Source organism: uncultured Parasphingorhabdus sp. (assembly GCF_963677535.2).
Taxonomy (GTDB): Bacteria; Pseudomonadota; Alphaproteobacteria; order Sphingomonadales; family Sphingomonadaceae; genus Parasphingorhabdus.
Window position 1 is genome coordinate 1,314,185 of record NZ_CAXXUT010000001.1, and the last position, 26,554, is coordinate 1,340,738.

A 26,554-nucleotide genomic window follows, 5' to 3' on the forward strand; every position below is an offset into this window, starting at 1 on the left:
CTTTTCGGACTGTCTCCGATCATCGACCGAGAGATCATTTTCCTCTTCTTGCGAAAAACAAACTGCTCGTCTCGACCATCTTCCGGTTTCCGGGCTGTCCTGCGGGTCATTGCTGACTGATCGCTGGTTCGTCCGGTTGCCTTCCGATGACCTATATATGACTCTCCAGGCCGAGTCGCACCTAGAGCATAATCACAAGTTATCCACAGCACAGGCATTCAGTGGTGGAAAACTCCTGCCGGAATGGTGGATAAAAGTGGAAAGCGGGATTTTCGCCTGTTCAGCGGAGAAATCGTCCGCTGGTCCGGCCTTTCACTCGGGAGGGGGTGGTGAAAGGACCGGACCGTTGGACCAATCCCGACGCCTTTTTGGGAGGAGGATGCGGCAGCCGGGATTGTAACTTTTTTGCCTCAGACCTGAACCGTCGAGAACAGCACGATGCTGCTGACGGAGAGGGCGGCGACAATATTGAAAAGCGTTTTCATGGATTTTCTCCTTATTACAAACGCCTATCAAACATCTCTTTTCCTGCGTAACTTACAGGCTGCAAATGGTCGCATGGCCATTAGGTTTCAATTGAAAATGGAGTAATTTCAGTTGCGCGTTTTGCAACTGACTAACCGGCTTGCATTGTCGCAAAATACCAGACAACTACCTGATTTCCTTAAAAAATACCCTTGAGCAAAGTCTTGCCCTTGTCGAGCGGATCGCTGCGGAACTTGGCTTCCTCATTGCCGATATAGGTGAATATGCCATCCATTGCCTGGTCGGTGACGCTATCGGTGAGACCATCGCGCGAAATATCAGCCCCGCCAAGTCTGGCCAGCGACGAGATCGATCCGAGCTTTTCAACCTGCTGGTACGCGCCAAGCTCCGTCAGCGCTTTTTCGACCAGCGGACGGACCTTTACCGCCAGCTCTTCGCCGGACGTGCGTCGCAAATAGTCCGAGCCAGCCTCATTGCCCCCTGTTACAATCCCGACTCCGTCCTGCAACGTGAGATTGTCGATCGCCGAACGGAACAGCGGTTTGGCTTCGAGAGCCGCCCGACCGGCCGCCTCGTTGAGCGTCTTGGTAATGTCCTTGGTCAGCCCCGCCTTGCTGGTGAAGCGCAGGATGCTCGTTGCCTTTTCCAGCGGACCGGGCAACAGCACCCGCACCGCCTTGTCGGCATAGAAAGCGCCCGGCTGCGACAGTTTGTCGAGCGCGCTGTCCGACGCATCGGCCAATAGGCTTTTCACGCCGATGGACTGCGCCATAGCCGGTGTGGCCGTAAAGGAAGCGATTGCCAGCGGCGCTGCCGCCAGCGCAAGCGCGGCGATTATTTTTGCCGAAGTTTTTCCGTGACGCATGACCATGTCTCCTGTTTTCACTCAGGCGATCATAGCATATTCCGGTGGCCGGCCCCTGAACAATCAGGACGATCGGGTAAAATCATGCAAATCCGCAGTTGTACGCTGACCTATTTCTGTTCGGAAAACTCCAGAACGCCCTTGGTCTCCTTGCCTGACAATCCGGTAAGCGCCAGCGCGAACGGATCGCCTTCGTCGGTCTGCCCCGACAGGCTGGTTCCCTCTCGTGCCACCTTGAAATCATTGCCGGTCAATTGCTTCTCATACCAGTCGGCCAGTTCGTCCGCTCCTATGGGGGATTTGAAACCGATCCTGACCTTGCCACCTTGCTCGTCCTTGTCTTCTATATCGAAGCTGGTGATGCTGCTGCCGGGATAAAGATCGACATCATTCATGTCGAAATTATCGCTGTCCAGCGTGATCGACGGCAAGTCGATCTCCATCGAGAACCCTTCCGCCTTGATCGACAATTTGCTGTCTTCGCCGTCGCCGCCGATGTTGATTTTTTCGCTGTCTGACTTGTTTTCGTCGCTGAAGTCGATCGAAACCGAGGATCCGTCAGATGATTCGTCCTCAACCTTGCTGCAGGCAGTCAGACCAAGCGGCAGGGCCGCCACCAAGATCAGATATTTCATCGACACGGGCTTTCTCCATACTGTATTAGTCGATCAATACAGTATGGAGGTTATCCGGTCAAGCGAAAGCCCGATCAGCCGTCTATAGACGCTCCGGGATTGGCGGCATTGACGATGCCGCCATCAACGGGGATGGTGGTCCCGATGACATAGTCACCGGCGGCACTCGCCAGATAGACAGCGGCGGAAGCCATGTCCTCGGGTCGTCCTATGCGCTTCGCCGGAATGCCTTTTTCGACCGCGTCTTCGTGGTCGCGGGCCGCCTTGTTCATGGTCGAGGCGAAGGCACCGGGTGCGATGCCGGTCATGATGATATCTTCCTGCACCAGCTTGGAAGCCATTTTGCGGGTCAGATGGATGACCGCCGCTTTCGAAGCCTGATAGCTATAGGTCTCCCAGGGGTTGACCTTCATACCGTCAATCGATGCGATATTGATAACCTTGGCCGGGCGCTCGAAACTCGCCGCCGCCTTCAGCTGCGGGTGCAGCGCCTGGGTCAGGAAGAACAGGCCTTTGACATTGGTGTCCATGACCTTGTCCCAGCCGGATTCGGGGAAATCGACATATTCCGCGCCCCAGGCGACGCCGGCATTGTTGACCAATATGTCCAGCTTTTCTTCGCGCGCAGCGATTTCTGCGGCCAGCGCCTTGCAGCCCTCATAGGTCGAAATATCGCCCTGGATATAGGTGCAATTTTCGCCGAATTCGGCGGCGGCCGCTTCGCCCTGATCCGCCTTGCGACCGGAAATATAGACTTTAGCGCCCTGTGCCAGAAAGCCTTCGGTAATCATTGCGCCAATACCGCGCTGTCCGCCGGTAACGAGGGCAACGCGGCCTTCGAGCGAGAAGAGTTTGTTAAAATCCATAATCCTGTCCTTTAATAGCCGTGCATTTCGGCAACGAGATTGGTGTGATAATTCGCGTCACCCATGAATTCCTGCAGCGCGCGGTCCCGCTTCATGTAGAGGCCGATGTCATATTCATCGGTCATGCCGACTCCACCATGCATCTGCACGCCTTCCTTGACCGAAAGCGCAGTTGCCCGGCCCGCCTTGGCCTTGGCCACCGACACCATCAGCTCCGCCTGGGATGATCCTTCGTCGAGCATTTGCTGGGCTTTCAAAACGGCAGCGCGGGCTATTTCCATCTCGCTGTACAGATGCGCCATGCGATGCTGCAGCGCCTGGAACGAGCCGATCAGTTCGCCGAACTGTTTGCGACCCTTGATATAATCGACGGTGATATCCATCGATCCCGCGCCCACGCCAAGTGTTTCGGCGGCGGCGCCAGCGCGGCCGGCGTTCAGCAAACGGCGCAGCACAGTGTCACCATCGTCCACCTCGCCGATCACCGCGTCGGCATCAACCGTCACGCCGTCAAATTGGACATGGGCCGCCATCGCGCTGTCGACCAGCCGCGCGCTGTCCCGTGAAACACCCGCCGCATTGGCATCAACCGCGAACAGGGTCAGGCCTTTGTCGTCACCGGCCGCGCCGCTGGTCCGTGCAGCAACGATCAGCATATCCGCAGAGCCTCCCTGCACAACAAATTGCTTTTTGCCGTCCAGCTTGAAGCCATTGCCCTCGCGGGTTGCGGCCATGCCGATCTGGTCCGGGCGATGCTTCGCACCTTCGTCAATCGCCAGACCGAGAACGGTTTCGCCTGCCAGAATGCCCGGAAAATATTTGTCGCGCAGCGCCTTGCCGCCAGCATTGAGCGCTTCCACGCCGGCAACCGCAGTGGTCAGAAAGGGCGATGGCGTCAGATTGCGACCGATTTCCTCGAGCACGGTTCCCGCTTCGATATGGCCGAGACCGAGCCCCCCCTCGTCTTCGCCAATCATTATGCCGGTAAAGCCCATTTCCGCGAACTGCTTCCACAGGGCGTGCGAGAATCCGTCCTTGCACTGCTTGTCCCGAAATTCGCGAAGATGCGCTACCGGCGCCTCGCCCTTCATGAATTCGGCTGCGCTGTCGTGGAGCATCTGCTGGTCTTCGTTCAAATAAAGCGGCATGTTCTAGTCCTTGTCTGAGATTGTACGCGGCGGGGTCGGGCACGGGCCGGGTCCGCCATCATCGCTATGGGATATGGCCTGTCAGGCGCCGGGCAGTCGCAATATCTGCTTGGATATGACGTTCAGCATCACTTCGCTGGTGCCGCCTTCGATGCTGTTCGCCTTGGTCCGCAGCCAGCTGCGTGCGGTCATCCCGCCATTGCTCGCGTCGCTTTCCCACTCCAGCACGTCGCTGCCGCCGGCCGCCATGATCAGCTCGTGGCGGCGCTTGTTGATTTCGGTGCCGGCATATTTCATCATATTGGGCTGCGCCGGGTGGCAAAGCCCCGCCTTGAACGTATCGCCAAAGCGCTCGGCCATGGCACGGAAAGCCAGGACTTCAATGTCCATTTCGGCCATTTGCGCGCGCAGCATCGGATCGTCGAGACGACCCATTTCATCGCGTCCGACCTGGTCGGCAAATTTGGCGCCCAGCGATGTCGCGCCTTCCGAACCGCCGCCGGAAATCATGCTGCGCTCGTGACCCAGCAGATATTTGGCAACGTCCCAGCCCTTGTTGACTTCATAGACGACCGAGGAAACGCCCTCGCCATATTCCTTCGGCACCTTCACATCATCGAAAAATGTTTCGCAGAAGGCCGACTGGCCGGAGATCAGAACGATTGGCTTGGTCGTCACGCCCTCGCTGGCCATGTCGAACAGCATGAAGGAAATGCCCTTGTGCTTTTCATTCTTGTCGGTCCGCGTCAGACAGAAGATCCAGTCGGCCTTGTCGGCATAGCTGGTCCAGATTTTCTGGCCGTTGATCAAAAAATGATCGCCCTTGTCGACCGCGCTGGTTTGCAGCGAGGCCAGATCGGAACCGGAACCCGGTTCGGAATAGCCCTGGCACCAGCGGATTTCGCCGCGCGCAATCGGCGGCAGAAAATGTTTCTTCTGCGCTTCGGTACCGAAATGCAGCAGAGCGGGGCCAAGCATCCAGATGCCGAAGCTCGACAACGGCGACCGGCATTTGAGCCGCGCCATTTCCTGGCCGAGGATTTTGGTTTCGGCCCGCGACAATCCGCCACCGCCATATTCTTTCGGCCAGTCCGGAACCGTCCAGCCTTTCGCCGCCATGACATCCAGCCATTCCTTCTGCCCCGGTTTGAAGGTCGCATTGCGTCCGCCCCAGACGGCATCTTCTTCGCCTGTCATCGGCTCGCGCATCTCCGGCGGGCAATTGGCTTCGAGCCATGCTGCGGTCTCCGCGCGGAATGTTTCCAGATCGGACATCACGATTTTCCTTTTAATTGAGCAATTAAAGTTGGACTATCATATTTGCGCAGATCGATTCAATGATTCCCTTGGCCTGACGGCGAAAAAAATCGGAGAATGCGGCGCAGCATTTGACACGAATAATCCGGCCTCGTGATTTCCGTAACGGAAACGGAGGGTGGCGGCACTGGCGATTGACGCTGACGGGCTTCGCAGCTTTAATGCCGGAAAAAACAGGAGCGGATGAAGATGAGATTCAAGGGCAAGACCGCCGTAATTACCGGCGGTTCGTCGGGTATAGGGCGCGCCAGCGTTGAACTGTTCCTCCGCGAAGGCGCCACCGTCATCATGGGTGATATTGACGAAGCGGAAGGCACCGCAATGATGTCGTCCCTTGGCGAGGGCTTTTTCTTCAAGACATGCGATGTCACCCGGGAAGAAGAAATCCGGGCCTTGATGGATTATGCTGCCGAAGAGACCGGCGGCATCGATATCGTCTTCAACAATGCCGGCGCCGGTGGCCCCCGTGCTCCGATAGACGAAATCAGCGGTGACGAGTGGGACTTCGCCATGGCGCTGTTGTTGAAATCGGTCGCCATGGGCATTCGCCACGCCGCACCCCATCTCAAAGAGCGCGGCGGTGGAGCGATCGTCAATACTGCGTCCATCTGTTCGTTTCAGGCAGGCTACGGCCCGATCGCCTATTCCACCGCGAAAGCGGGCGTATTGCATTTAACCAAGGTTGCGGCAGCCGAGCTGGCCCAATATAAAATCCGGGTAAACGCAATCTGCCCCGGGTTCATCCAGACCAATATTTTTGCGGCGACCGTCGGGGCCAACAAGGAAGAAACGCAGGCAATAAACACGGTGCTTGGTCAAGCCGCTGCCAGTGCGCAACCGGTAGCGCGTCCCGGCGTGCCCGACGATATTGCCGAAGCGGCAGCCTATCTCGCGTCCGACGCAGCGGGCTTTGTCACCGGCACCCATATACTGGTTGACGGCGGCATGCTGGTCGGCACCGAAGGCAGCTGGAATCCCGAGAAACCAGGCATGCTGGACGCTATTCTGCCGGAGCATTTGCGTTGATCGAAACGTCCGACGAGCTGCCGCTCCGAACCAAGATCCTCTATGGCTTCGGTGCCTCCGCCTACGGCATCAAGGATAATGGTTTCTCCGTTTTCCTGCTCTATTATTATAATCAGGTCGTCGGCATGCGCGCCGACGTCGTCAGTCTCGCGATTGCCATTGCCCTGTTCGTCGATGCCTTTATCGACCCGCTGATCGGCCAGATGACCGACCGGACCCGAACCCCGATCGGGCGTCGTCATCCCTGGCTCTACGGCGCCGCCATTCCGATCGCCATTGCCTGGCTGTTGTTATGGCACCCGCCGGAGACCAGCGCCACGCTGCAATTCTTCTATCTGCTGACCATGGCGATGCTCGTCCGGATCACCTTGTCCGCCTACGAAGTCCCCTCGCTGGCGCTGCTGCCGGAACTCAGCCGCGACTATCATGACCGCACCAGCACCCTGCGCTATCGCACCCTGTTCGGCTGGGCCAGCGGCCTTGGCATCATGGTCTTTGCTTATGGCGTATTGCTGGTGCCGAGCGAGACATATCCCGTCGGCATGCTCAACGTCGACGGCTATTCGACATTTGCCATGGTCGGTGCCTGCATCATGGCCATGGCCGTTCTGGTGTCTTCTGCCAGCACCCATAAACGGATCGTCGGGCGCTACAAGGCAGAGAGCAGCCCGCCAAAGACGGCCGAAGGCTTCGCCGAAATGCTCGCCACATATCGCTTTTCACCCTTTCTGTTGCTGATGTTCGCCGGTGTTTTCGCCTTCACCAACCAAGGCCTGCTATTTTCGATGACGCCGTATCTGCTCACGCATGTCTGGGAATTCGGCTCGGCCGAAATGACCCTCTATTCGGCCGTGCTTTTCATCGGCGTCATATTGGCATTTCTGCTGGTCACTCCAATCTCCAAGCGTACCGGCAAGCCAAAAGGCGCTGCCTTGCTGACGTTTTTTGCAGTGCTCATGGGCACGGCGCCGTACTGGCTGCGGATGATCGATCTGTTTCCGGCGCCCGGCTCACCGAATCTGATACCGCTGCTGTTCTTCTTTCTCGTCATCGGCATAGCCGCCAGCATCTCGGCAATGATCCTGACCATGTCGATGATGGCCGATGTTACCGACGCTTATGCCTTTGAAGTTGGCAAGCGCACGGAGGGCCTGTTCTCCTCCGGCATGTGGTTCATGCAGAAAATGGTCGGCGGCATGGGCATTTTGCTGTCCGGCCTGATCATTTCCTCCATCCAGTTGCCTGCACAGGCGGTACCCGGCACGGTCGACCCCGCGATTGTCGATAATCTGGCGCTGATCTTCGTCGCGATGGTGACCGTGATCGGTCTGGCCGGCACATGGGCCTATACCCTGTTCCCGCTCGGTGAGCAGGACCATAGCGACCGCATCGCGAAGCTTTCCGCTACAATGCCGAAAGTGAAATGAAGCCACATGAATAAAACTCCGCCGGCTGGTTGTTTTCACGGTGGCAAAGCCAGACGGCCTCTGATACGTTAATCGCATAGTTAAAAAGAAAAGGATTTGGGCATGGATTTCGATCTCACAGAAAAGCAGGAATATTGGCGCAACCGGGTCCGCGACCATATCGAGACTCACCTCCGTCCCCGCATGGCCGACTATCACGAGGAAGAATCGACCGGCGAGCGCTGGAAGGTTCTGCAGGTAATCGAGGAAGAGAAGAAAAAGGCCAAGGAAGCCGGCATCTGGAATCTGTTCATGCCGCCAGCCAATCCCAATCTGACCCATATTGACGACGTCTTCGAATTCGAAGGCCCCGGTCTCACCAATCTCGAATATGCGCTCTGCGCCGAAGAAATGGGCCGCGTCGGTTTTGCCTCCGAAGTGTTCAACTGCTCGGCTCCCGACACCGGCAATATGGAAGTGTTCCACCGCTACGGCACGCTGGAGCAGAAAGAACAATATCTCCGCCCGCTGATGAACGGCGAAATCCGCTCGGCGTTCCTGATGACCGAGCCAGCCGTGGCATCATCCGATGCGACCAATATCGAAACCGCGATTGTCCGCAATGGCGATGAATATGTGATCAACGGCCGCAAATGGTGGTCTTCGGGCCTCGGCGATCCGCGCTGCAAAATCGCCATCGTCATGGGCAAGACCTCGTTCGAGGGCAGCCGATACACACAGCAGTCGCAGATTCTCATGCCGACCGACGCACCGGGTGTGAACATCATCCGCCATCTGCCCGTGTTCGGTTATGACGATGCCCCGCACGGTCATATGGAAGTCGAGATGAAGGATGTCCGCGTTCCGGCATCAAACATCATTCTCGGCGAAGGCCGCGGCTTTGAAATTGCCCAGGGTCGCCTCGGGCCTGGTCGTATCCATCACTGCATGCGCACCATCGGCGTGGCCGAAGAAGCGCTTGAAAAAATGGTCAAGCGGCTGCAATCGCGTGTGGCCTTTGGCAAGCGCATCTCCGAACATAGTGTCTGGGATGAACGCGTCGCCCGCGCCCGTATCGACATCGACATGAGCCGCCTGCTCTGCCTGAAAGCGGCGGACATGATGGACAAGGTCGGCAACAAATATGCCAAGGCGGAAATTGCCATGATCAAGGTGCAGGCTCCGACCATGGCGCTGAAGATTATCGATGACGCGATCCAGGCGCATGGCGGCGGCGGTGTCACCACCGACTTTGGTCTTGCCCAGGCCTATGCCCATCAGCGGACCCTGCGCCTTGCCGACGGACCAGACGAAGTGCACAATCGCACGATCGCCAAAATGGAATATGGCAAATATGCCGAATCCGCCGATGGCAGCAAGATGAAGGAAGATTTTTCATCCGGTGATCTTGCCGTCACCCGCTAGGAGAATATGATGAAAGCCGCTGTTCTGGTCGAAGCGGGGAAACCGCTTGAAATTGAAGATGTGGTCATTTCCAAACCGGGACCGCACGAAGTGCTGATCCGGACGGCCGCCTGCGGGCTTTGCCATTCGGATCTGCATTTTATCGAAGGCGCCTATCCACACCCCCTGCCCGCCATTCCGGGACACGAGGCGGCGGGCATTGTCGAGGCTGTTGGTAGCGAGGTGCGTACCGTGGCCGTCGGCGATGCGGTGATATCCTGCCTTTCGGCTTATTGCGGACATTGCGAATTTTGCGTGTCCGGCCGGATGTCCCTGTGCCTCGGCGCAGATACAAGGCGCGGCGAAGGTGAAGCACCGCGGATCACCCGGCCAGATGGATCGGCCGTGGGCCAGATGCTCAACCTGTCGGCTTTTGCCGAACAGATGCTGATCCACGAACATGCCTGCGTTCGGATTGATCCGGACATGCCGCTGGACCGTGCTGCCGTGATCGGCTGTGCGGTGACGACCGGAGCGGGGACGATCTTCAATTCATGCAAGCTGACACCAGGCGAAACCGTTGCCGTCGTCGGTTGCGGCGGGGTCGGCCTAGCCACTATCAACGCGGCAAAAATAGCTGGCGCAGGTCGGATTATCGCCGCCGATCCGATCAAGGAAAAACGCGATCTGGCGATCAAGCTGGGCGCGACCGATGTGGTTGACGCCATGGCCGAAGATGCCGCCGGGCAGATTGTCGAAATGACCAAGGGCGGCGTCGACCATGCCATCGAAGCTGTAGGCCGTCCGGCCTCCGGCGATCTCGCGGTCGGATCGCTGAAACGCGGCGGCACCGCAACGATCCTCGGCATGATGCCGCTCGATCACAAAGTGGGGCTGAGCGCGATCGATTTGCTGTCCGGCAAGAAACTGCAGGGCGTGCTGATGGGCGAGAACCGCTTCCCGATCGATATCCCTCGGCTGGTGGATTTCTACCTGCGCGGGATGCTCGATTTGGATAGCATTGTCGCGGAAACCATTCCGCTAGAGCAGATCAACGATGGTTTTGAAAAAATGAAAAAAGGCGATGCGGCGCGGTCTGTCATCACGTTTAACTAAAGGAATAGAAACTTCGATGAATCCACAGGACGATATGACCGGCACGATGGAAGTGCCCGAGAAAGACAAGCTGGACGAAGCAAGCCTCGCCCGCTGGATGAAAGCCAATGTGGAAGGTTTCGCCGGTCCGCTGACCCTGACCAAGTTCAAGGGCGGACAATCCAACCCGACCTACAAGATCGACACGCCGACGACATCTTATGTGCTGCGCAAGAAGCCGTTCGGCAAGCTCCTGCCCTCGGCGCACGCCGTGGATCGTGAATTCCGGGTCATCGCGGGTCTCTATCCGGCCGGCTTCCCGGTCGCCAAGCCTTATGGCCTGTGCGATGACGACAGCGTCATCGGTACGATGTTCTATATCATGGGCATGGCCGATGGCCGGACACTCTGGGACGGCACCCTGCCCGACAGCGATCCCGCCGAGCGCAAGGCCATCTATCACGAGATGATCGACACGCTGGCCATGCTGCACAGCTATGACCCGGCTGAACTGGGCCTGGAAAAGCACGGCAAGCCCGGCAATTATTGCGAGCGGCAGATTTCGCGCTGGACCCAGCAATATCGCCTGTCCGAGCTGCAGGAAATTCCCGAGATGGACAAGCTGATCGAATGGCTGACCAAAACCATTCCGGAACAAAAAGGTTTCGCGATTGTCCACGGTGACTACCGGCTCGACAATATGATTTTCGCCCATGACGAACCCAAGGTGATCGCCGTTCTCGACTGGGAGCTTTCGACCCTCGGCGACCCGATTGCCGATTTCGCCTATTGGCTGATGGCCTATGAAATGGAGCCCGAAGGCCGCAGCGGCATCAAGGGCGTCGATCTGGACGCCTTGGGCATTCCCTCTCGTGAAGAAGCCATTGCCCGCTATTGCGAAAAATCGGGCATGGCGGAGCTACCACCGATGGACTGGTATCTGGCCTATAATCTCTTCCGGATTGCTGCTATTCTGCAGGGCATACAGAAGCGTGTTGTCGATGGCACCGCAAATAGTGCCACAGCCGCCGAAATGTCGGACCGCGTAACGCCATTGGCACAAGCAGGGTGGGCAGTCGCACAAAGAGCAGGAGCCTGAAATGGATCTCAAGGACAAAGTCGCCATCATTACCGGTGCCGGAAGCGGAATTGGCCGTGCCGCGGCTTTGCTCTTTGCCGAACATGGTGCCAAAGTCATCGCTAGCGATGTCACCGATGCGGTGGAAGACACCGCCAAGGGATCCGAAGGCAATATCATCGCGATCAAGGCCGATGCCGGATCGGAAGGCGATGTCGAAATGCTGGTGGAAGCCGCTGAACAGCGCTTTGGCGATCTGCATGTCTTCTTTGCCAATGCCGGTATCGGTGGCGGCTTTGAAGGCATTTTCGACAGCAGCGTTGCCGAATGGCAGGAAGTTTTGCGGGTCAATCTGATCGGGCCGTTTCTCGCCTGCAAATATGCCGGCAAGGTGATTGCGGAAAGCAAGCACGGCGGCTCCATCATCTGCACCGCCAGCGTCGCTGGCATCCGGTCGGGCGCCGGTGGTCCAGCCTATTCCGCGTCCAAGGCCGGCGTCATCAATCTGGTAAAGGTCGCCTCACAGCAATTCGCGACATCCAATGTCCGCTGCAACGCCATTTGTCCCGGCATCACCGAAACCGGCATGACCCAGTTCATTTACGACAAGGCCCGCGAAAAGGGCAAGGAAGACCGGCTTGGCTATCTCAATCCGCTGCGCCGTGGCGCGGCGCCTTCAGAGATGGCAGAAGTGGCGCTGTTTCTGGCTTCCGACCGCTCCTCCTATGTCAACGGACAGGCGATTGCGGTCGACGGTGGCCTGAGCGCATCGCACCCGGTCACCCGTCAGGATTTTGGCAGGACTGCTGTCTAGGATCGGCCGCTAGTTCGCAAAGGCCAGGTCGCCGTTGCCCAGCTGCACGAAATCGACGCGCCCCTGACTGGCACCACATAAAAAGGTGCGCTGATTGCTGTTGGTCAACGTGCCTTCGACACGCCAGCCGGCACCATCACGCGACACCGCCTGAATTTCGGAAACGCGCGTATCGCGGCCGGCTTGCCGCTCTGCCGCATCGGAACAGGCGCTGATGGCCTGGTCCATATCGCCGGTGCTGCTGTCATATCGATTGTCGGAGCGGTGGTCATCATAGCGCGGGGCGGTATCGCGATAATCGCGATCGTCATAGCGGCGGTCGCGATTGCTCTGAGAGGCTGCGCTGGCGATCGCAGCGATACCGCCAATCACCAATATGCCGGCCAGAACATCGCCGCCATCAATCCCGCTGCGATGGCGCCGGTGTCCTCGATAGCCCCGATAACCACGATAGCTGCGCCAGCCTTCTACCTTGTCATTTTCGGCACTCCAGCCGAGCGGACCGGTATCTAGCGGGGTGGCAACAGCCGCAACGCTAGACATTGGCGCAGCCATGGCTGGCGCAAATCCGGTAAAAATCAATGCAGTGGAAGCCGCAATCGCGGAAATTCTGGTCATCTTGGTCATGTCGTCACCCCGTTTTGTGCAAATCCCGCACATGGAGATCCGCCGTTCCCTCATTCATAGTTGGCCCAGCCTGTCGCCAGGCTGAACCATCATTGCCGGTCTGGACTTGCGCGCCGGTTCTAGCGGCGGGCATATTTGAGCCCGCTATATCGAATGTCGCTCACCCGGTTGCCTTCGACATAACACGTAAACTTCCCGCTATCGGAATAGCCGTTCCGGTTATAGCGACCGCGATTCTGCTCGACCAGGATCTTGCCCTTGACGCGATAGCCATTGCGGGTCCGGTCGACATCGCGAATATCGGTTACCGACGCACGGCCCCGATAGGTCGCGCCATTTTCGGCGGCGCGGACGCAGCGGTTTACGGCCTGGCGCTGGTTGATCTGGCGATAGCGGTTATTGGCATATCGGTCGCCGCGATAATCCGTATCACGATAGTACCGATCCTTGTTGCTTGAACTCGCAATCGCGGCGATCGCGCCGATGATCGCGACACCGGCGATGACCTCACCGGCACTCGGTCCGCCATTGCCGTTATCCTTGGCCATTGCGGGGGTAGCAGAAACGGCCATTGCAGCAGCAGCAGCGGTTCCGACAAGAGCCTTGTTCAACTTGTTCATGTCCACTTTCCTTTCTCACTGCCCGAAACCTTTTCCCGAGCTTGCAATGCCCTTTTAGGAGATTCGGCTTGAGTGAAGGCTGAACTGGCCTGACAGGCCTTGTTCATATAAAGTGGTATTTTTATGAACGATTATTTATCGAGATGCAATCCGGTCGCGTGCGCCAGAAACCCATATATATCCGAATATTCCTCGATCACCTTGTCGGTCGGCTTGCCGCTGCCGTGCCCCGCCCGGGTCTCGATCCGGATCAGATGCGGAGCATCCCCCGTATCCAGAGCCTGCAAGCGCGCGGTATATTTGAAGCTGTGGCCCGGCACCACCCGGTCATCGGTATCGGCGGTCGAAACGATCAGCGCAGGGTAATCGACCCCGTTTCTGATATTGTGATAAGGCGAATAGCCAAGCAGGGTCCTGAAATCCTGTTCCTTGTCCGGATAGCCATAATCATCCACCCAGTAACGGCCGGCAGTAAACCGGTCGAAGCGGAGCATATCCATCACGCCGACCGCGGCATGACCAGCGGTGAACAGATCCGGCCGCTGGTTCATCACGGCGCCGACCAGCAAGCCGCCATTGGAGCGGCCTTCTATGGCCAGTCCGTCTTCCGGTGTGATGCCTTCGGCAATCAGATATTCGCCGGCGGCGATAAAATCATCAAAGACATTCTGCTTGTTTTGCAAGCGGCCGCCATCGTGCCACAACTTGCCATATTCTCCGCCACCCCGCAGATTGGCCGAGGCGAACACGCCGCCCGCCTTGATCCATGCCATCCAGGCCGGTTTATATTGCGGCAGGACCGAGATATTGAAGCCGCCATAGCCGTAGAGCAAAGTTGGCGCGCCCTGCGAGAGATCCTGACCCTTCATATGGACAAGGAACATCGGGATTTTCGTGCCGTCTTTGCTTTCGTAGAAGCGCTGCGTCACTTCAACCGTTTCGGGATCAAAAGGCAACGACGGTTCAGCCCAGATCGTTGGCGCTGAAGCCGGCTCATAGCGGAAAACCGTGGTTGGCCGATTGAAGCTTCCGAAGGTGAAAAAGCCTTCATCACTCTTCATCGAACCACTGAGGCCCTCCACCTGGCCCGGCCCGGGCAGATCGAGCTTACCATATCCTTTGCCCTCGAGATCGAATATCGAAAGCTGGCTCTTGGCGTCCACCAGATAGCTGATGACCAGCCGGCCACCGACAATCGTCGCGCCGTCAATGACGGCATCGTTTTCCGGGACCAGTTCGGTAAATTCCGGATCTTCCGCGCCCAGATCGATTTTCACCACGCGCAGTCGCGGCGCGTCCTTGTTGGTCGTAAAATAGAGCGTGTCACCGGCACCATCGATCAGCCGCCAGTCATGTTCGAATCCGCTGACCAGCTTGCGTGTTTCCAGTTTCGGCGCATCCACCTTGATCAAGGTGATTTCATAACGATCGTCGGTACCGGAGGAGGAGGTAATTACCACCCACTCCTTGTCCGAGGTCAGTTCTGCAGAATGATTCAGTTCCGGCTGATCGGGCGTTGCAAAGACCTTTATGTCCTTGGCCTGATCCACACCGATGGGGTGGAGATAGATTGCATGATTCTCGTTCAGCGACTGGAACGCCTCGCCTTCCTCCGGTTCGGGAAAACGGGAGTATAGAAATCCGACATTATCCGGCATCCACGCCAGGTCGGTGAACTTCGCCCATTCTATTGTATCCGCTTTGACCTCGCCGGTGGCGACATCGAGCACTTTCAACGTCCGCCAGTCCGAGCCACCATCCTGCACAGCATAAACGAGCAGGCTGCCGTCGCCGGATGGTTTCCAGCCGGCCAGAGCGGTAGCGCCATCATCCGACCAGCCGGCCGGGTCGATCAGCACCCGCTCTTCACCGTCCGCGCCATCGCGGACATAAAGAATCGCCTGGTTCTGACCACCACTTTTGCGCTCGTAAAAATATTGTCCGCCCGCTTCGACCGGGATGCCGAGATCGTCAAAATCGAACAGCCCTTCCATCGACTGGGCAAGAACGAAGCGGCCATCCAACTGTTTCAGATAGGCGTCGGTGACGTGGTTCTGCGCCTTCACCCAGGCGGCGACCTCGGCATCCTCGCGCACATCATTTTCCAGCCAGCGATAGGGGTCGGAAATATATTCGCCAAATTGCTCTTCGACGACATCAACGGTTCTGGTTTCGGGATAGGTCAGCGGGATTTCCTTGTTTTCTTGCTGGACTGCCAGCGCGGGGGAAGTTGCGGCCAATCCCATGGCCAATGTCAAGATCTTCAAATTCAAACTGCGCATCGCTACCCCGGACAAAAAGAAAGAGGCCGCAAGCTTATCGCTCACGGCCTCTCATATCAATTGAAACTGTATCCCGGATGAAGGAACTTAAGCGTCCTCGTATTCATCCTGTGCGCTCTGGTCCGGACCACTGTCCTGCCCCTTCGCATCCACGTCACGGTCGACCAGTTCGATCACCGCCATTGCGGCAGCGTCCGATGCACGGAAACCGGCGCGAACGATACGGGTATAACCGCCGTTGCGATCGCTGTAGCGATCAGCCAGAACATCGAACAATTTCTTTTCCTGGGTCTCGTCCATCAAACGCGCATGCGCAAGACGGCGGTTGGACAGGCCACCCCGTTTGCCGAGCGTGATCAGTTTTTCAACATAAGGACGCAATTCTTTGGCCTTGGGCAAAGTTGTCATGATCTGCTCATGCTTGATCAGTGCAGCCGCGAGGTTCTTCAGCAGAGCCTGACGGTGAGCACCGGTCCGCTGCATACGGCGGCCCTTCATTCTATGACGCATAGATATTTCCTTCGTTCGTTAGGGGGCCGTATGAGGTACCCCGCAGCAGGTGATTTATCGGGGGCATCACCAGTGAACCCCTTGTCATTCCGGACTGTGCCGGGATGACGAATGATTTACCCGAGCAGTTCCTGCTCAAGCTTCTTGGCCATTTCCTCGATATTTTCAGGCGGCCATCCGGGGATGTCCATGCCGAGACGCAGACCCATGCTGGACAGCACTTCCTTGATTTCGTTCAGGGACTTGCGGCCAAAATTCGGGGTGCGCAGCATTTCGGCTTCGGTCTTCTGCACGAGATCGCCAATATAGATGATATTGTCGTTCTTGAGGCAGTTGGCGGAGCGGACGCTGAGTTCCAGTTCGTCGACCTTCTTGAGAAGATAGCGGTTGAGCTGGTTGGCATCGCTTTCGGCCTGGCTCTGCTGGGCGGCCATGCCGATGGGCGAGGACACCTGTTCCAGAGCTTCTTCGAAATGCACGAAAAGCTGCAGCTGGTCCTGCAAAATGCGGGCTGCGTAGGCAATCGCATCTTCCGGGGTAACCGTGCCATCGGTTTCGATGGTGAGGTTCAGCTTGTCGAAATCCAGTTCCTGGCCAACGCGGGCATTGTCGACCTTGTAGGACACCTGACGGATCGGCGAATAGAGCGAGTCGATCGGAATCAGGCCAATGGGTGCATCGGCTGGACGGTTGGCAACAGCAGGAACATAGCCCTTGCCGACATTGACGGTCAATTCCATGTTCAGCGAAGCACCTTCGTCGAGATGGCAGATCACCATATCGGGATTCATGATTTCGATGTCGCCGGAGACAGCGATATCGCCCGCTTTGACTTCGGCCGGACCGGTTGCGGAGAGCTGCAGACGCTTGGCGTCTTCGCTTTCCATTTTCAGAGCGATCTGCTTGACGTTGAGAACAATGTCGGTCACATCTTCACGAACACCTGGCAGCGAGGAAAACTCGTGCAGGGCGTTTTCGATCTTGATCGAGGTAACTGCCGCACCCTGAAGCGAAGACAGAAGGACGCGGCGCAATGCGTTGCCCATGGTAAGACCAAAACCACGTTCCAGAGGTTCTGCAATGAAAGTCGCCTTGCGCTTCGGATCTCCGCCGGGCTTGATGTCGAGGACGTTGGGCTTCTTCAGTTCTTGCCAGTTCTTCATATTGACAGTCATGGACTTCCCCTAGTGGTTCAAAGAGCGGGTGTGGACGTCATTACCGCTCTGAATTTTAAAAAAGTGGGACCGGCCCATCGACCTGTCCCAGAAACGCACGCGGTTTTAGACGCGGCGCCGTTTCGATGGGCGAACACCGTTGTGCGGGATCGGAGTAACGTCACGGATCGAGGTGATCGTGAAGCCAACAGCCTGAAGGGCGCGAAGAGCGGATTCACGACCGGAGCCGGGTCCTTTCACTTCGACTTCCAGCGTCCGTACGCCGTGGTCGGCGGCTTTCTTGCCAGCGTCTTCCGCTGCAACCTGAGCGGCATAAGGTGTCGACTTGCGAGAGCCCTTGAAACCCATCATGCCGGCCGAGGACCAGCTGATTGCATTGCCCTGGGCATCGGTGATGGTGACCATCGTATTGTTGAAAGTGGCGTTGACGTGCGCTACGCCTGCCGAAATGTTTTTGCGCGCACTTTTCTTTATGCGCTGCGGTTCGCGTGCCATGTGATCAATTCCTACCTAATATCTTGAAGATACTTGTCAGACGACAAGTCTTATTTCTTTTTGCCAGCAATCGCCTTGGGCTTGCCTTTGCGGGTGCGCGCATTGGTATGCGTACGCTGTCCGCGAACGGGAAGGCCCTTACGGTGACGCAGGCCGCGATAGCAGGCCAGATCCATCAAACGCTTGATGTTCATTGCAACTTCACGACGCAGATCGCCTTCCACCGTATGTTCGGCGTCGATCGTTTCGCGAATGTGCAAAATTTCCTGATCGGTGAGGTCCTGAACCCGGCGGGTCGGATCAATCTTCAATTTTTCAACAATTTCAGCCGCAGCGGTGCGTCCGATACCGTGAATGTAGGTAAGCGCAATGATTACGCGCTTGTTAGTGGGGATATTTACCCCAGCAATACGTGCCAATATATTTCTCCATGCTCCACAGGGACCGATTCGCCGGGACCTATCTCATAGCCAAGTCGTTAAAAACACACCCGAAACGCACAAAACCAGCGCGCACCACAAAGGGTGTTGCCGGTTCAAATTGGTTTCGAATGAAGCCGAAATAGGGAGAATAGCCGCCGCTGTCAACACTGGAATAGCCGGCAAACCAGCTCATCCCTGCCGACGCGAACCGGTGCCTCATTCAAGCAGAATATTGGCAGGGTCAATTGATCGACCCTCTTTATCGGGCACAGCGACGCATATGTCGGCTGGCCCGTTCCTGCTCGATCTGCAATCATCCCGAGAGTGGCTAAGGGATCGGAGACAGCATCTCGATGATAGACGCAATATGGCCGCCCGAGGCCTGCTGCCCCTTTCGTCCGGGCCCGGCACCAGTGCAGGCTGAATGGCGGATCCGTGGCATGCGTGTTCATGCTTCGCTTTCCCGTCAAAATGCCCTAGCATTCGCCGCATTGCATGGGGGACCAATTGACCAATAGAGATAAAGATGACCTGTTCGAAATCGGTGGACAGGCGATTGCACCGGGCCGGACCGGGGACATTGCCATCCCGGTGAGCGACCTCTCCGCCGGTATGCAGGCCAATATGGAAGTCCGCGTATTTCATGGCAAACGGGCCGGGCCGACAATCTTTGTCAGCGCGGCGATCCACGGCGACGAAATTATCGGTACCGAAGTCATCCGCCGGTTAATGAAAAAGCTCAACCCGGCGCGGATGGCGGGAACCGTGATCTTCGTGCCGGTAGTCAATATGTTCGGGTTCATCAACCACAGCCGCTATCTGCCCGACCGCCGCGATCTCAACCGGTCTTTCCCGGGTACCGAGCGCGGCTCGCTGGCCTCGCAGCTGGCAAATATCTTTTCGACCGAGGTCATCGACCGCTGCTCGCTGGGCATTGATATCCACAGCGCGGCCCAGCACCGCTACAATCTGCCGCAGATCCGCATCGCTTCCGGCAATCCGAAACTCAAGGAGCTGGCGCTCGAATTCGGACCGCCGGTTGTTATCGAGGCAGACCTGCGCCCCGGCTCGCTGCGCGCGCTGGCCCGGGAAGCCGGTGTCGATATGCTGCTCATGGAAGCCGGCGAAGCCCTGCGCTTTGACGAATTTTCCGTCCTCGCCGGCGTCAACGGCATCTTGCGGGTGCTGAAGAAACTGGGGATGATCGATAGCAAAAGGCTCGGCAAACGCGGGACGCCCCCTGCCCAGACCACCCGCACGGTCTGGCTGCGCTCGACCAGAGGCGGAATCTGCCGGCTGATGTCACCCTCGGGCAGCAAGGTCCACAAAGGCGACACGGTCGCCTGTATCAGCGATATTTTCGGCGATGGCGAGGAAGCGATACTCTCTCCGGTCGACGGCATCGTCATCGGCCACAGTAATCTGCCGGTAGTCAACCAGGGCGACGCGCTGCTCCATATCGCCGAAGTCAGGGTTTTCGATACGGTGGAAGAGCGGCTCGGACAGATCGAGGATGCAATCACGAGCAATCAGCTGCTGGATGAGGACGAGGTGATCTAGGCAGGCTGAAGCTTGGCGTTCGTTGGTCCGCCGGGTCTTGCCCCGGCTCCGGCGGACTGATCGACGGCGGCGCCAGGCCTAGCCCTTTCCCCGCGTCTTGGTTTTTCCGGGCCTGGCATTTTTCTCGACAAACTCGATGATCAGCCCCGCGACATCCTTGCCGGTGGCATTTTCGATGCCTTCGAGCCCGGGCGAGCTGTTCACTTCCATGATCACGGGGCCGTGATTGGAGCGCAACATATCGACACCGCACACATTCAGCCCCATATGCTTGGCCGCGCGCAGCGCGGTCGAGCGCTCCTCCGGTGTGATTTTTACGATCTGGGCGCTGCCGCCGCGATGCAGGTTGGAGCGGAAATCGTCCGGTGCACCGGTGCGCTTCATGGCGGCGACCACCTTGCCGCCCACGACCAGCGCGCGGATGTCGGTGCCGCCGGCTTCCTTGATGAATTCCTGCACCAATATATTCACATTGGCACCGCGAAAGGCCTCGATCACCGACTTGGCGCTCGACATGGTCTCGGCAAGAACGACACCGATGCCCTGGGTGCCCTCCAGCAGCTTGATCACCACCGGCGGACCGTTCACCGCCCGGATAATCTCTTCGGCCTGTTTCGGGTCGTTGGCATAAGCCGTCAGCGGTAGCCCGAGGCCATATTTGGACAATATCTGCATCGAGCGCAGCTTGTCACGGCTGCGGCCGATGGCCACGCTTTCGTTGAGCGGCCAGACGCCGGCCATTTCAAACTGGCGCAGCACCGCGGTGCCGTAATTGGTGATCGACGCTCCGATCCGCGGGATGACCGCCTCATAACCCTGCAGCGTATGCCCGTCATAGGTGATCGTCGGCCGGTGGCTGGCGATATTCACCGTACAGCGGGTCGTGTTCAGGATATCCAGTGAATGTCCCCGTTCTTCTGCTGCCTGCACCAGCCTTTTGTGCGAGTAGAGATTCGGGTTTCGCGCGAGCATGGCGATCTTCATATCTTATCTTTCCTGGTGCCGGCCCAGCATCCAGCGCTTGGCACTGTTGACGAGAAACCCTCTCTTCAGCGCCCGGCGACCGATCAGGACCGGAAAAATCATCGATTGCCGGTTGGCAAGGGTCATATGCCCGACCCAAGTCAGCGGCCCGAGCTTCATCACGGTTTCTATCACATAACGGGTCTGCATGACACCATTGCTGCTCTTTATTCTGCGCTGTCCGTAAACCAGAGCTTCGCAATGATAGTCGGCAACCCCCTGCCCCATCGGGATCGTAAAACGGACAAACGGCTGCCCGTCCTTGGCAAACGGCTTGATATGGGTAGCATGTAGCGAGGAGGTCGCGGCCCCCGTATCGATCTTGGCGTGGAGATTACTGACCCCGAGCCCCGGGATGTCCACCAGTTCGCACCAGCCTATTTCGCACGGCTCTACAAGCTTCTTCGGGAGCGGCTGAACCATCGAATTATTTGCTTGCGCCATCGACCGGATATCTGGCCGATGACGCATTTTTGCGCAAGATAATTATAATCTAGACGACGCCATAAGCGAGCATCGCATCGGCGACTTTCTTGAAACCGGCGATATTGGCGCCTTTCACATAGTCGACATAGCCATCCCCCTGATCGCCATATTCGACACATTTGCCGTGGATGCCTTCCATCAGCTCGGTCAGCATCTGGCCGAGCCGCTCGTGGTTCCAGCTGATCCGCTCGGCATTCTGGCTCATTTCCAAACCGGATACCGCGACGCCGCCGGCATTGGCCGCCTTGCCCGGACCATACATGATCTTCGCCTCGTGGAAGACGTGGACGCCGTCCAGTGTGGTCGGCATATTCGCGCCTTCCGATACGGCGATCACACCATTGGCGACAAGCTCCTTGGCTTCGGCTTCATTGAGCTCGTTCTGGGTCGCACAGGGCAAAGCCAGGTCGCAGGGCACGCTCCATGGACGGGCGCCTTCGTGATAGGATGCGCCGGTGAAATGATCGGCATATTCGCTGATCCGGCCCCGCGTATGGGTCTTGTGATGTTTGACCCAGTCAATCTTCTCCTGATTGATTCCCTCGGGATCATGGATGAAGCCGCCGCTGTCCGACAGCGTCAGGACCTTGCCGCCCTGTTTGGTAATCTGCTCGGCTGCGTGGGTAGCCACATTGCCGGAACCGGAAATGACCGCCGTCTTGCCATCAATCGCATCGTTGCGATGCCTGAGCATATTTTCCATAAAATAGACCGCGCCATAGCCGGTTGCCTCGGGGCGCATCTGCGAACCGCCATATTCCATGCCCTTGCCGGTCAGCACGCCTTCCCAGCGGTTGGTGATCCGCTTGTACTGTCCGAACATATAGCCGATCTCGCGGCCGCCGACGCCGATATCACCGGCGGGCACATCCGTGTCCGGGCCGATGTGACGGTATAGTTCGGTCATGAACGACTGGCAGAAGCGCATGACTTCAGCGTCGGACTTGCCCTTGGGATTGAAATTCGCCCCGCCTTTGCCGCCGCCCATCGGCAGTCCGGTCAGCGCATTTTTGAAAGTCTGCTCGAAGGCCAGAAATTTCAGCACGCTTTCGGTAACGCTGGGGTGAAATCGGATGCCACCTTTATAAGGACCAATGGCATTGTTGTTCTGCACGCGGAAGCCACGCTGAACCCGTATGCAGTGGTTGTCATCTTCCCAGCAAACCCGGAAGGATACCACCCGGTCAGGCTCGGCGATCCGGCGCAAGATCTGCGCGCTGTGATAGGCTTCCTTGTCCTCGATGAAATCGAAAATATCCATCGCGACTTCCTGGACCGCCTGAACAAATTCAGGTTGGCCCGGATTGCGTTTTTTGACGCCCTCCATAAATGTCGAAAAATCCACATGATCGGAAACGGCCATAGTCTACCCCCTCTAAAATTCGATATCGGTACGACCCGTTCCCCGCTGACGACGCCTCGAGTCGACAACAAGTAGGAACGTACAATAGAACTATTGGACGGGCTTGGTAAAGTTTTGAGATTGAGCCGGAATCAGGGAGACTCTTCCGCTTCGGCAGCAACCGGCGCGTCGGTATCCACGGATGTCTCATTTCCAGCTTCGGCAGGATCGGCGAATATTGCCGACAGTCGTGCCAGCTGCTCGCCGATCACGCTATCCACTGCCGGTGCGATCTCGTCGACGGGAAATTCCATATAGCCGCCCACTTTATAGGTAAAACGGACAACGGTGCTGTCACCCTGCGGCTGCAACAACATGGTCAGCGTGCCGGTTACAGCCTCGCCCTGAAGCGGACCGAGAGCGCCGGAGAGCCGGAGCATCTTGTTGTTTCGCGCATAAATCACGCGCATATGCTGGACACTGCCCTCGGAACTTTTGATATTATCATCCGACGTTGACCGGATCAGCTCGCAGAAGCAGCCGCCGGCCTGCGGCACGAGATAGAAATTCTCGGCATCACCCGACCAGCTATGATCGGGGTTCCAGTATCGGGATGGCGCGATCATAGCTTTCCACACGGCTTCGGTATCGCCGGCAATCACACTTTGATGCTGTACGGTAAAGCCATTGTCGGCGGTGTTGGTCACTTCCGCCTGCACCGCGGACACGCTGCACAGCGCTGCCATTCCCGATATTGCGTGAAATGCCAGCTTCGCCATGCCCTGTCTCCCGTATGTTCAGTTCAAAGCGACAGCGCCGCCTCTATCGCTTCGTTTACTTCCGCCATACTGCCCATGCCATCGACTTTCCGGACGATGCCTCGCTTTTCGTAGATCGGCAGAATCGGTGCTGTTTTTGCGCGATATTCCTGCATCCGGGTACGCACGGTTTCCTCATTGTCGTCCGGACGCCGCTTGAAGTCGGTGGAACCGCAGACATCGCAGACACCTTCCTGAGCAGGTTTCTTGAACTTATCATGATAGCCCTCACCGCATTTGCCGCAAGTGAAGCGACCAACGATCCGCTCGACCAGCGCGTCTTCATCGACCACCAGTTCGATGACATGGGAGAGCGTCCGGCCTCTCTCGGCCAATATCTCGTCCAGTGATTCCGCTTGCGCAGCAGTCCGGGGATAGCCATCAAAGATAACCCCCTTGTCGGGACCGAGTTCATCCAGCTTGTCGCCGATAATGCCGGAAACAACTTCGTCGGGAACCAGCGCGCCGGCATCCATCAATGCCTTGGCTTTCTTGCCGACTTCGGTGCCGGCTTTCACCGCTGCACGAAGCATGTCACCGGTGGACAGTTGGACCATGCCATGCTCATCTTCAAGACGACTGGCCTGGGTCCCCTTCCCGGCACCCGGAGGTCCCAACAAAATAATGTCCATGATTGTCCCCTGAAAATTATGATGAGTCAGATTAACCGGCCTGTCTAGCGTTTTCGCCGGCCACCCTTGAGCTTGGCCTTCTTCAGCAGATCACCATATTGCAACGCCAGCAAATGGCTCTGGATCTGCGTCACCGTATCGACGGTCACATTGACAACAATCAACAGACTTGTGCCGCCGAGAAAGAAGATCGGAAGGCTGGTCTGGGCCATGACATATTCCGGCAGCACACAGACGAAGGCGAGATAGGCCGCACCGACCACGGTAATCCGGGTCAGCACATAATCGAGATAGTCGGCGGTGTTTTTGCCGGGCCGGATGCCGGGAACGAAACCGCCATTCTTTTTCAGATTTTCTGCGGTTTCTTCCGGATTGAATACAACCGCGGTGTAGAAGAAGCAGAAGAAGATGATGCCGGCGGCATAGAGCGCCATATAGAGCGGCTGACCATGGGCCAGATACTGGTTCAAAGTGATGACAAAATCACCAAACCAGGTTTCCCCTGCAGTCGCGTTTCCGGCAAACTGGCTGACCGTCAGCGGCATCAGCAGAAGCGAGGAAGCGAAGATCGGCGGGATCACGCCTGCGGTATTCACCTTGAGTGGCAAATGGCTCCGGTCGGCCTGCATGACACCATGCTGGGTAGCCCGCTTCGGATATTGAATCAGCACCCGTCGCTGGGCGCGTTCCATGAAGCTGATGAACAGGATCAATCCGACAACCATGGTAATCAGGCCGACGATCGTCAGCGCGCTGATCGAGCCGGTGCGACTGCCTTCCATAAGATTGGCAACAAAAGTTGGCATCTGGGCAACGATGCCGGCCATGATGATCAGCGAAATGCCGTTGCCGATACCGCGGCTGGTAATCTGTTCGCCCAGCCACATCAGGAAGAGCGTGCCGCCCACCAGACTGATAACCGCGCCAATGCGGAACATATAGCCCGGTTCGACCACCGCCTGCAGACCGGACTGGGAAGCGAAGCTCTCGAGCCCGACAGCAATGAAATAGCCCTGCACCGCGGTCAGGCCGACCGTACCATAGCGGGTATATTGGTTGAGTTTCTTGCGCCCGGCTTCGCCCTCTTTCTTGACCGCAGCGAGAGTCGGCGAAAGCGCCGCCGCCAGCTGGACCACAATCGACGCGGTAATATAGGGCATGACGCCCAGGGCGATAAGGCTCATCCGCTCGAGCGAGCCACCGGAAAATGTATTGAAAATGTCGAGCACGCCGCCGCGGGTCTGATCATAGAGATCCGCCAGTACAACCGGATCGACACCGGGCAACGGAACGAAGCTGAGCAGCCGGAAAATGACCAGCGCCCCCAGGGTAAACCAGATACGCTTGCGCAGCTCGGTGGCTTCGCCGAATTTTGATAGGCTTAGATTAGCTGCGACCTGATCGGCTCTTGATGCCATGCTTGACTTCCCTGCCCCAATATTAGTTTGCAACGCGCCCCTGCGGAGGCAGAGGCCCATCCCCAACTATTGCGCCTGTTGCAATCTTCGGAGATGAACAGCTGCCGGTGCAGCTATGCAACCCGCCCCATATCGGATGTTCGCGCATCAAAAACAAGGGGCCAGAAAAAGAGGCGCTAAAACTAGCGCCTCTTGAAGATCAATCTTTGTTTTTCGCCCTGTTGGCGGCTTTTTTCTCGCGGGCAGGTTTGGAAGGCACCGCTTTTTTCTCGCCCTTCGGACGACGCTCGCCACCGGCAGCAAGAATTTCTACCTTGCCGCCTGCTTTTTCCACCGCTGCGACCGCTGCCTTGGAAGCACCGGCAACCGCAATCGTGATTTTCGCTGTCAATTCACCCTTGGCAAGCAGACGAACGCCGTCCTTGCCGCCACGGGCCAGGCCAGCGGCCTTCAGCGTTGCATGGTCGATGGTGCCTTTTGCATCGAGGCTTTTGTTGTCGATGAACTTCTGGATCATGCCCAGGTTCACTTCCGCATAGTCGGTACCGAACGGGTTGTTGAAACCACGCTTCGGCAGACGCATGTGGAGCGGCATCTGGCCGCCTTCAAATCCGTTGATCGAAACACCGGAACGGGATTTCTGGCCTTTTTGACCGCGTCCGCCGGTTTTGCCTTTGCCCGAGCCAATGCCGCGGCCAATACGCAAGCGCGACTTGCGCGCGCCTTCGTTGTCTTTGATTTCGTTGAGTTTCATATCGGGTACTCGCTTTCGCTTTTATTCGCACTGTCATTACCGCCCCGCGACGCGAGACGGAGACGGGTTAATCCAGAACTTCTACAAGATGATGGACTTTGCCGATCATGCCGCGAACTTCTGGGGTATCTTCCAGTTCGGATACGCGGTGCATCTTGTTGAGACCCAGACCGATCAGCGTTTTGCGCTGAACTTCAGGACGACGGATCGGTGAACCAATCTGCTTGATCTTAATTTTCGCCATCAGAGA

At 57.5% G+C, this 26,554-nt stretch carries 28 protein-coding genes; 8 read left to right on the top strand and 20 right to left on the bottom strand.

Annotated elements, in window-relative coordinates; all coding sequences use genetic code 11:
* Positions 1-329 precede the first annotated feature (329 nt).
* The gene (locus ACHZCJ_RS06250; protein WP_321324804.1) at positions 330-536 is read left to right on the top strand and encodes a hypothetical protein; all 207 of its coding nucleotides are present in this window, start codon (positions 330-332) and stop codon (positions 534-536) included.
* A gap of 128 nt (positions 537-664) precedes the next feature.
* On the opposite strand, the gene ACHZCJ_RS06255 is transcribed toward ACHZCJ_RS06250, so the two are convergent.
* The 5 genes from ACHZCJ_RS06255 to ACHZCJ_RS06275 all read right to left on the bottom strand — a co-directional run bounded on the left by ACHZCJ_RS06255 (position 665) and on the right by ACHZCJ_RS06275 (position 5,275).
* Positions 665-1,351 carry a DUF4197 domain-containing protein gene (locus ACHZCJ_RS06255; protein WP_321324806.1) on the bottom strand — a complete coding sequence of 229 codons (687 nt, stop codon included), beginning with the start codon at positions 1,349-1,351 and terminating at the stop codon, positions 665-667.
* Between the two features lie 110 nt (positions 1,352-1,461).
* Positions 1,462-1,992 (bottom strand): hypothetical protein, encoded by a 531-nt coding sequence (locus tag ACHZCJ_RS06260; protein ID WP_321324807.1) that lies wholly within the window; start codon positions 1,990-1,992, stop codon positions 1,462-1,464.
* A 68-nt stretch (positions 1,993-2,060) separates the two neighbouring features.
* Positions 2,061-2,852, bottom strand: a complete 792-nt coding sequence (locus tag ACHZCJ_RS06265; RefSeq protein ID WP_159640721.1) for an SDR family oxidoreductase — start codon at positions 2,850-2,852, stop codon at positions 2,061-2,063.
* 11 nt (positions 2,853-2,863) lie between these two features.
* Positions 2,864-4,000: an acyl-CoA dehydrogenase family protein gene (locus tag ACHZCJ_RS06270; protein ID WP_321324810.1), complete on the bottom strand. Its 1,137-nt coding sequence runs from the start codon at positions 3,998-4,000 to the stop codon at positions 2,864-2,866.
* A gap of 81 nt (positions 4,001-4,081) precedes the next feature.
* Positions 4,082-5,275 carry an acyl-CoA dehydrogenase family protein gene (locus tag ACHZCJ_RS06275; RefSeq protein WP_321324813.1) on the bottom strand — a complete coding sequence of 398 codons (1,194 nt, stop codon included), beginning with the start codon at positions 5,273-5,275 and terminating at the stop codon, positions 4,082-4,084.
* A gap of 231 nt (positions 5,276-5,506) precedes the next feature.
* Here ACHZCJ_RS06275 and ACHZCJ_RS06280 point away from each other — a divergent pair, with 231 nt between their 5' ends.
* From ACHZCJ_RS06280 to ACHZCJ_RS06305, 6 genes are all read left to right on the top strand, one after another.
* On the top strand, positions 5,507-6,343 hold the full coding sequence (locus ACHZCJ_RS06280) for an SDR family NAD(P)-dependent oxidoreductase (protein WP_159647832.1): 837 nt from the start codon (positions 5,507-5,509) through the stop codon (positions 6,341-6,343).
* Entirely contained in the window at positions 6,340-7,770 is a 1,431-nt protein-coding gene (locus ACHZCJ_RS06285) for an MFS transporter (RefSeq protein WP_321324816.1), read from the top strand. Before ACHZCJ_RS06280 ends, ACHZCJ_RS06285 begins: the two co-directional genes overlap by 4 nt.
* Positions 7,771-7,872: 102 nt before the next feature.
* Positions 7,873-9,174 (top strand): acyl-CoA dehydrogenase family protein, encoded by a 1,302-nt coding sequence (locus ACHZCJ_RS06290; RefSeq protein ID WP_321324818.1) that lies wholly within the window; start codon positions 7,873-7,875, stop codon positions 9,172-9,174.
* Between the two features lie 6 nt (positions 9,175-9,180).
* A complete protein-coding gene (locus ACHZCJ_RS06295) occupies positions 9,181-10,269 on the top strand; it encodes a Zn-dependent alcohol dehydrogenase (RefSeq protein ID WP_321324821.1) in 1,089 nt (362 codons plus the stop codon).
* Positions 10,270-10,285: 16 nt separating this feature from the next.
* Entirely contained in the window at positions 10,286-11,347 is a 1,062-nt protein-coding gene (locus ACHZCJ_RS06300; protein WP_321324823.1) for a phosphotransferase family protein, read from the top strand.
* A 1-nt stretch (position 11,348) separates the two neighbouring features.
* A complete protein-coding gene (locus ACHZCJ_RS06305; RefSeq protein ID WP_159640704.1) occupies positions 11,349-12,140 on the top strand; it encodes an SDR family NAD(P)-dependent oxidoreductase in 792 nt (263 codons plus the stop codon).
* A gap of 9 nt (positions 12,141-12,149) precedes the next feature.
* Here the strand turns inward: ACHZCJ_RS06305 and ACHZCJ_RS06310 are convergent, their stop codons facing one another.
* From ACHZCJ_RS06310 to rpsM, 7 genes are all read right to left on the bottom strand, one after another.
* Positions 12,150-12,767 carry a hypothetical protein gene (locus ACHZCJ_RS06310; protein ID WP_321324826.1) on the bottom strand — a complete coding sequence of 206 codons (618 nt, stop codon included), beginning with the start codon at positions 12,765-12,767 and terminating at the stop codon, positions 12,150-12,152.
* A gap of 119 nt (positions 12,768-12,886) precedes the next feature.
* Positions 12,887-13,387 (bottom strand): hypothetical protein, encoded by a 501-nt coding sequence (locus ACHZCJ_RS06315; protein ID WP_321324828.1) that lies wholly within the window; start codon positions 13,385-13,387, stop codon positions 12,887-12,889.
* A gap of 131 nt (positions 13,388-13,518) precedes the next feature.
* Complete coding sequence (locus tag ACHZCJ_RS06320; RefSeq protein ID WP_321324830.1) at positions 13,519-15,669, bottom strand: prolyl oligopeptidase family serine peptidase; 2,151 nt, start codon at positions 15,667-15,669, stop codon at positions 13,519-13,521.
* Positions 15,670-15,756: 87 nt separating this feature from the next.
* Complete coding sequence (gene rplQ / locus ACHZCJ_RS06325; RefSeq protein ID WP_159640695.1) at positions 15,757-16,179, bottom strand: 50S ribosomal protein L17; 423 nt, start codon at positions 16,177-16,179, stop codon at positions 15,757-15,759.
* 116 nt (positions 16,180-16,295) lie between these two features.
* Positions 16,296-17,354: a DNA-directed RNA polymerase subunit alpha gene (locus ACHZCJ_RS06330; RefSeq protein ID WP_159640692.1), complete on the bottom strand. Its 1,059-nt coding sequence runs from the start codon at positions 17,352-17,354 to the stop codon at positions 16,296-16,298.
* Positions 17,355-17,459: 105 nt separating this feature from the next.
* Positions 17,460-17,849, bottom strand: a complete 390-nt coding sequence (gene rpsK / locus ACHZCJ_RS06335; protein WP_067198370.1) for a 30S ribosomal protein S11 — start codon at positions 17,847-17,849, stop codon at positions 17,460-17,462.
* Positions 17,850-17,899: 50 nt separating this feature from the next.
* Complete coding sequence (gene rpsM / locus ACHZCJ_RS06340; protein WP_089132899.1) at positions 17,900-18,268, bottom strand: 30S ribosomal protein S13; 369 nt, start codon at positions 18,266-18,268, stop codon at positions 17,900-17,902.
* 510 nt (positions 18,269-18,778) lie between these two features.
* Here rpsM and ACHZCJ_RS06345 point away from each other — a divergent pair.
* Positions 18,779-19,831 carry a succinylglutamate desuccinylase/aspartoacylase family protein gene (locus ACHZCJ_RS06345; RefSeq protein ID WP_236553758.1) on the top strand — a complete coding sequence of 351 codons (1,053 nt, stop codon included), beginning with the start codon at positions 18,779-18,781 and terminating at the stop codon, positions 19,829-19,831.
* A 78-nt stretch (positions 19,832-19,909) separates the two neighbouring features.
* Here ACHZCJ_RS06345 and rimK read toward each other — a convergent pair whose 3' ends face one another.
* The 8 genes from rimK to rpmD all read right to left on the bottom strand — a co-directional run bounded on the left by rimK (position 19,910) and on the right by rpmD (position 26,548).
* Positions 19,910-20,815, bottom strand: coding sequence for a 30S ribosomal protein S6--L-glutamate ligase (rimK, locus tag ACHZCJ_RS06350; RefSeq protein WP_159640686.1), 906 nt, complete (start codon positions 20,813-20,815; stop codon positions 19,910-19,912).
* Between the two features lie 3 nt (positions 20,816-20,818).
* Positions 20,819-21,277: a RimK/LysX family protein gene (locus ACHZCJ_RS06355; RefSeq protein WP_159640683.1), complete on the bottom strand. Its 459-nt coding sequence runs from the start codon at positions 21,275-21,277 to the stop codon at positions 20,819-20,821.
* 70 nt (positions 21,278-21,347) lie between these two features.
* On the bottom strand, positions 21,348-22,703 hold the full coding sequence (gene gdhA, locus ACHZCJ_RS06360) for an NADP-specific glutamate dehydrogenase (RefSeq protein ID WP_321324844.1): 1,356 nt from the start codon (positions 22,701-22,703) through the stop codon (positions 21,348-21,350).
* 131 nt (positions 22,704-22,834) lie between these two features.
* The gene (locus ACHZCJ_RS06365; RefSeq protein ID WP_321324845.1) at positions 22,835-23,461 is read right to left on the bottom strand and encodes a hypothetical protein; all 627 of its coding nucleotides are present in this window, start codon (positions 23,459-23,461) and stop codon (positions 22,835-22,837) included.
* A 23-nt stretch (positions 23,462-23,484) separates the two neighbouring features.
* Positions 23,485-24,132 carry an adenylate kinase gene (locus tag ACHZCJ_RS06370; RefSeq protein ID WP_159640674.1) on the bottom strand — a complete coding sequence of 216 codons (648 nt, stop codon included), beginning with the start codon at positions 24,130-24,132 and terminating at the stop codon, positions 23,485-23,487.
* A 44-nt stretch (positions 24,133-24,176) separates the two neighbouring features.
* On the bottom strand, positions 24,177-25,550 hold the full coding sequence (gene secY / locus ACHZCJ_RS06375) for a preprotein translocase subunit SecY (protein WP_159640671.1): 1,374 nt from the start codon (positions 25,548-25,550) through the stop codon (positions 24,177-24,179).
* 199 nt (positions 25,551-25,749) lie between these two features.
* Complete coding sequence (gene rplO / locus ACHZCJ_RS06380) at positions 25,750-26,304, bottom strand: 50S ribosomal protein L15 (RefSeq protein ID WP_089132906.1); 555 nt, start codon at positions 26,302-26,304, stop codon at positions 25,750-25,752.
* 67 nt (positions 26,305-26,371) lie between these two features.
* Positions 26,372-26,548: a 50S ribosomal protein L30 gene (gene rpmD, locus ACHZCJ_RS06385; protein ID WP_089132907.1), complete on the bottom strand. Its 177-nt coding sequence runs from the start codon at positions 26,546-26,548 to the stop codon at positions 26,372-26,374.
* Positions 26,549-26,554: the final 6 nt, after the last annotated feature.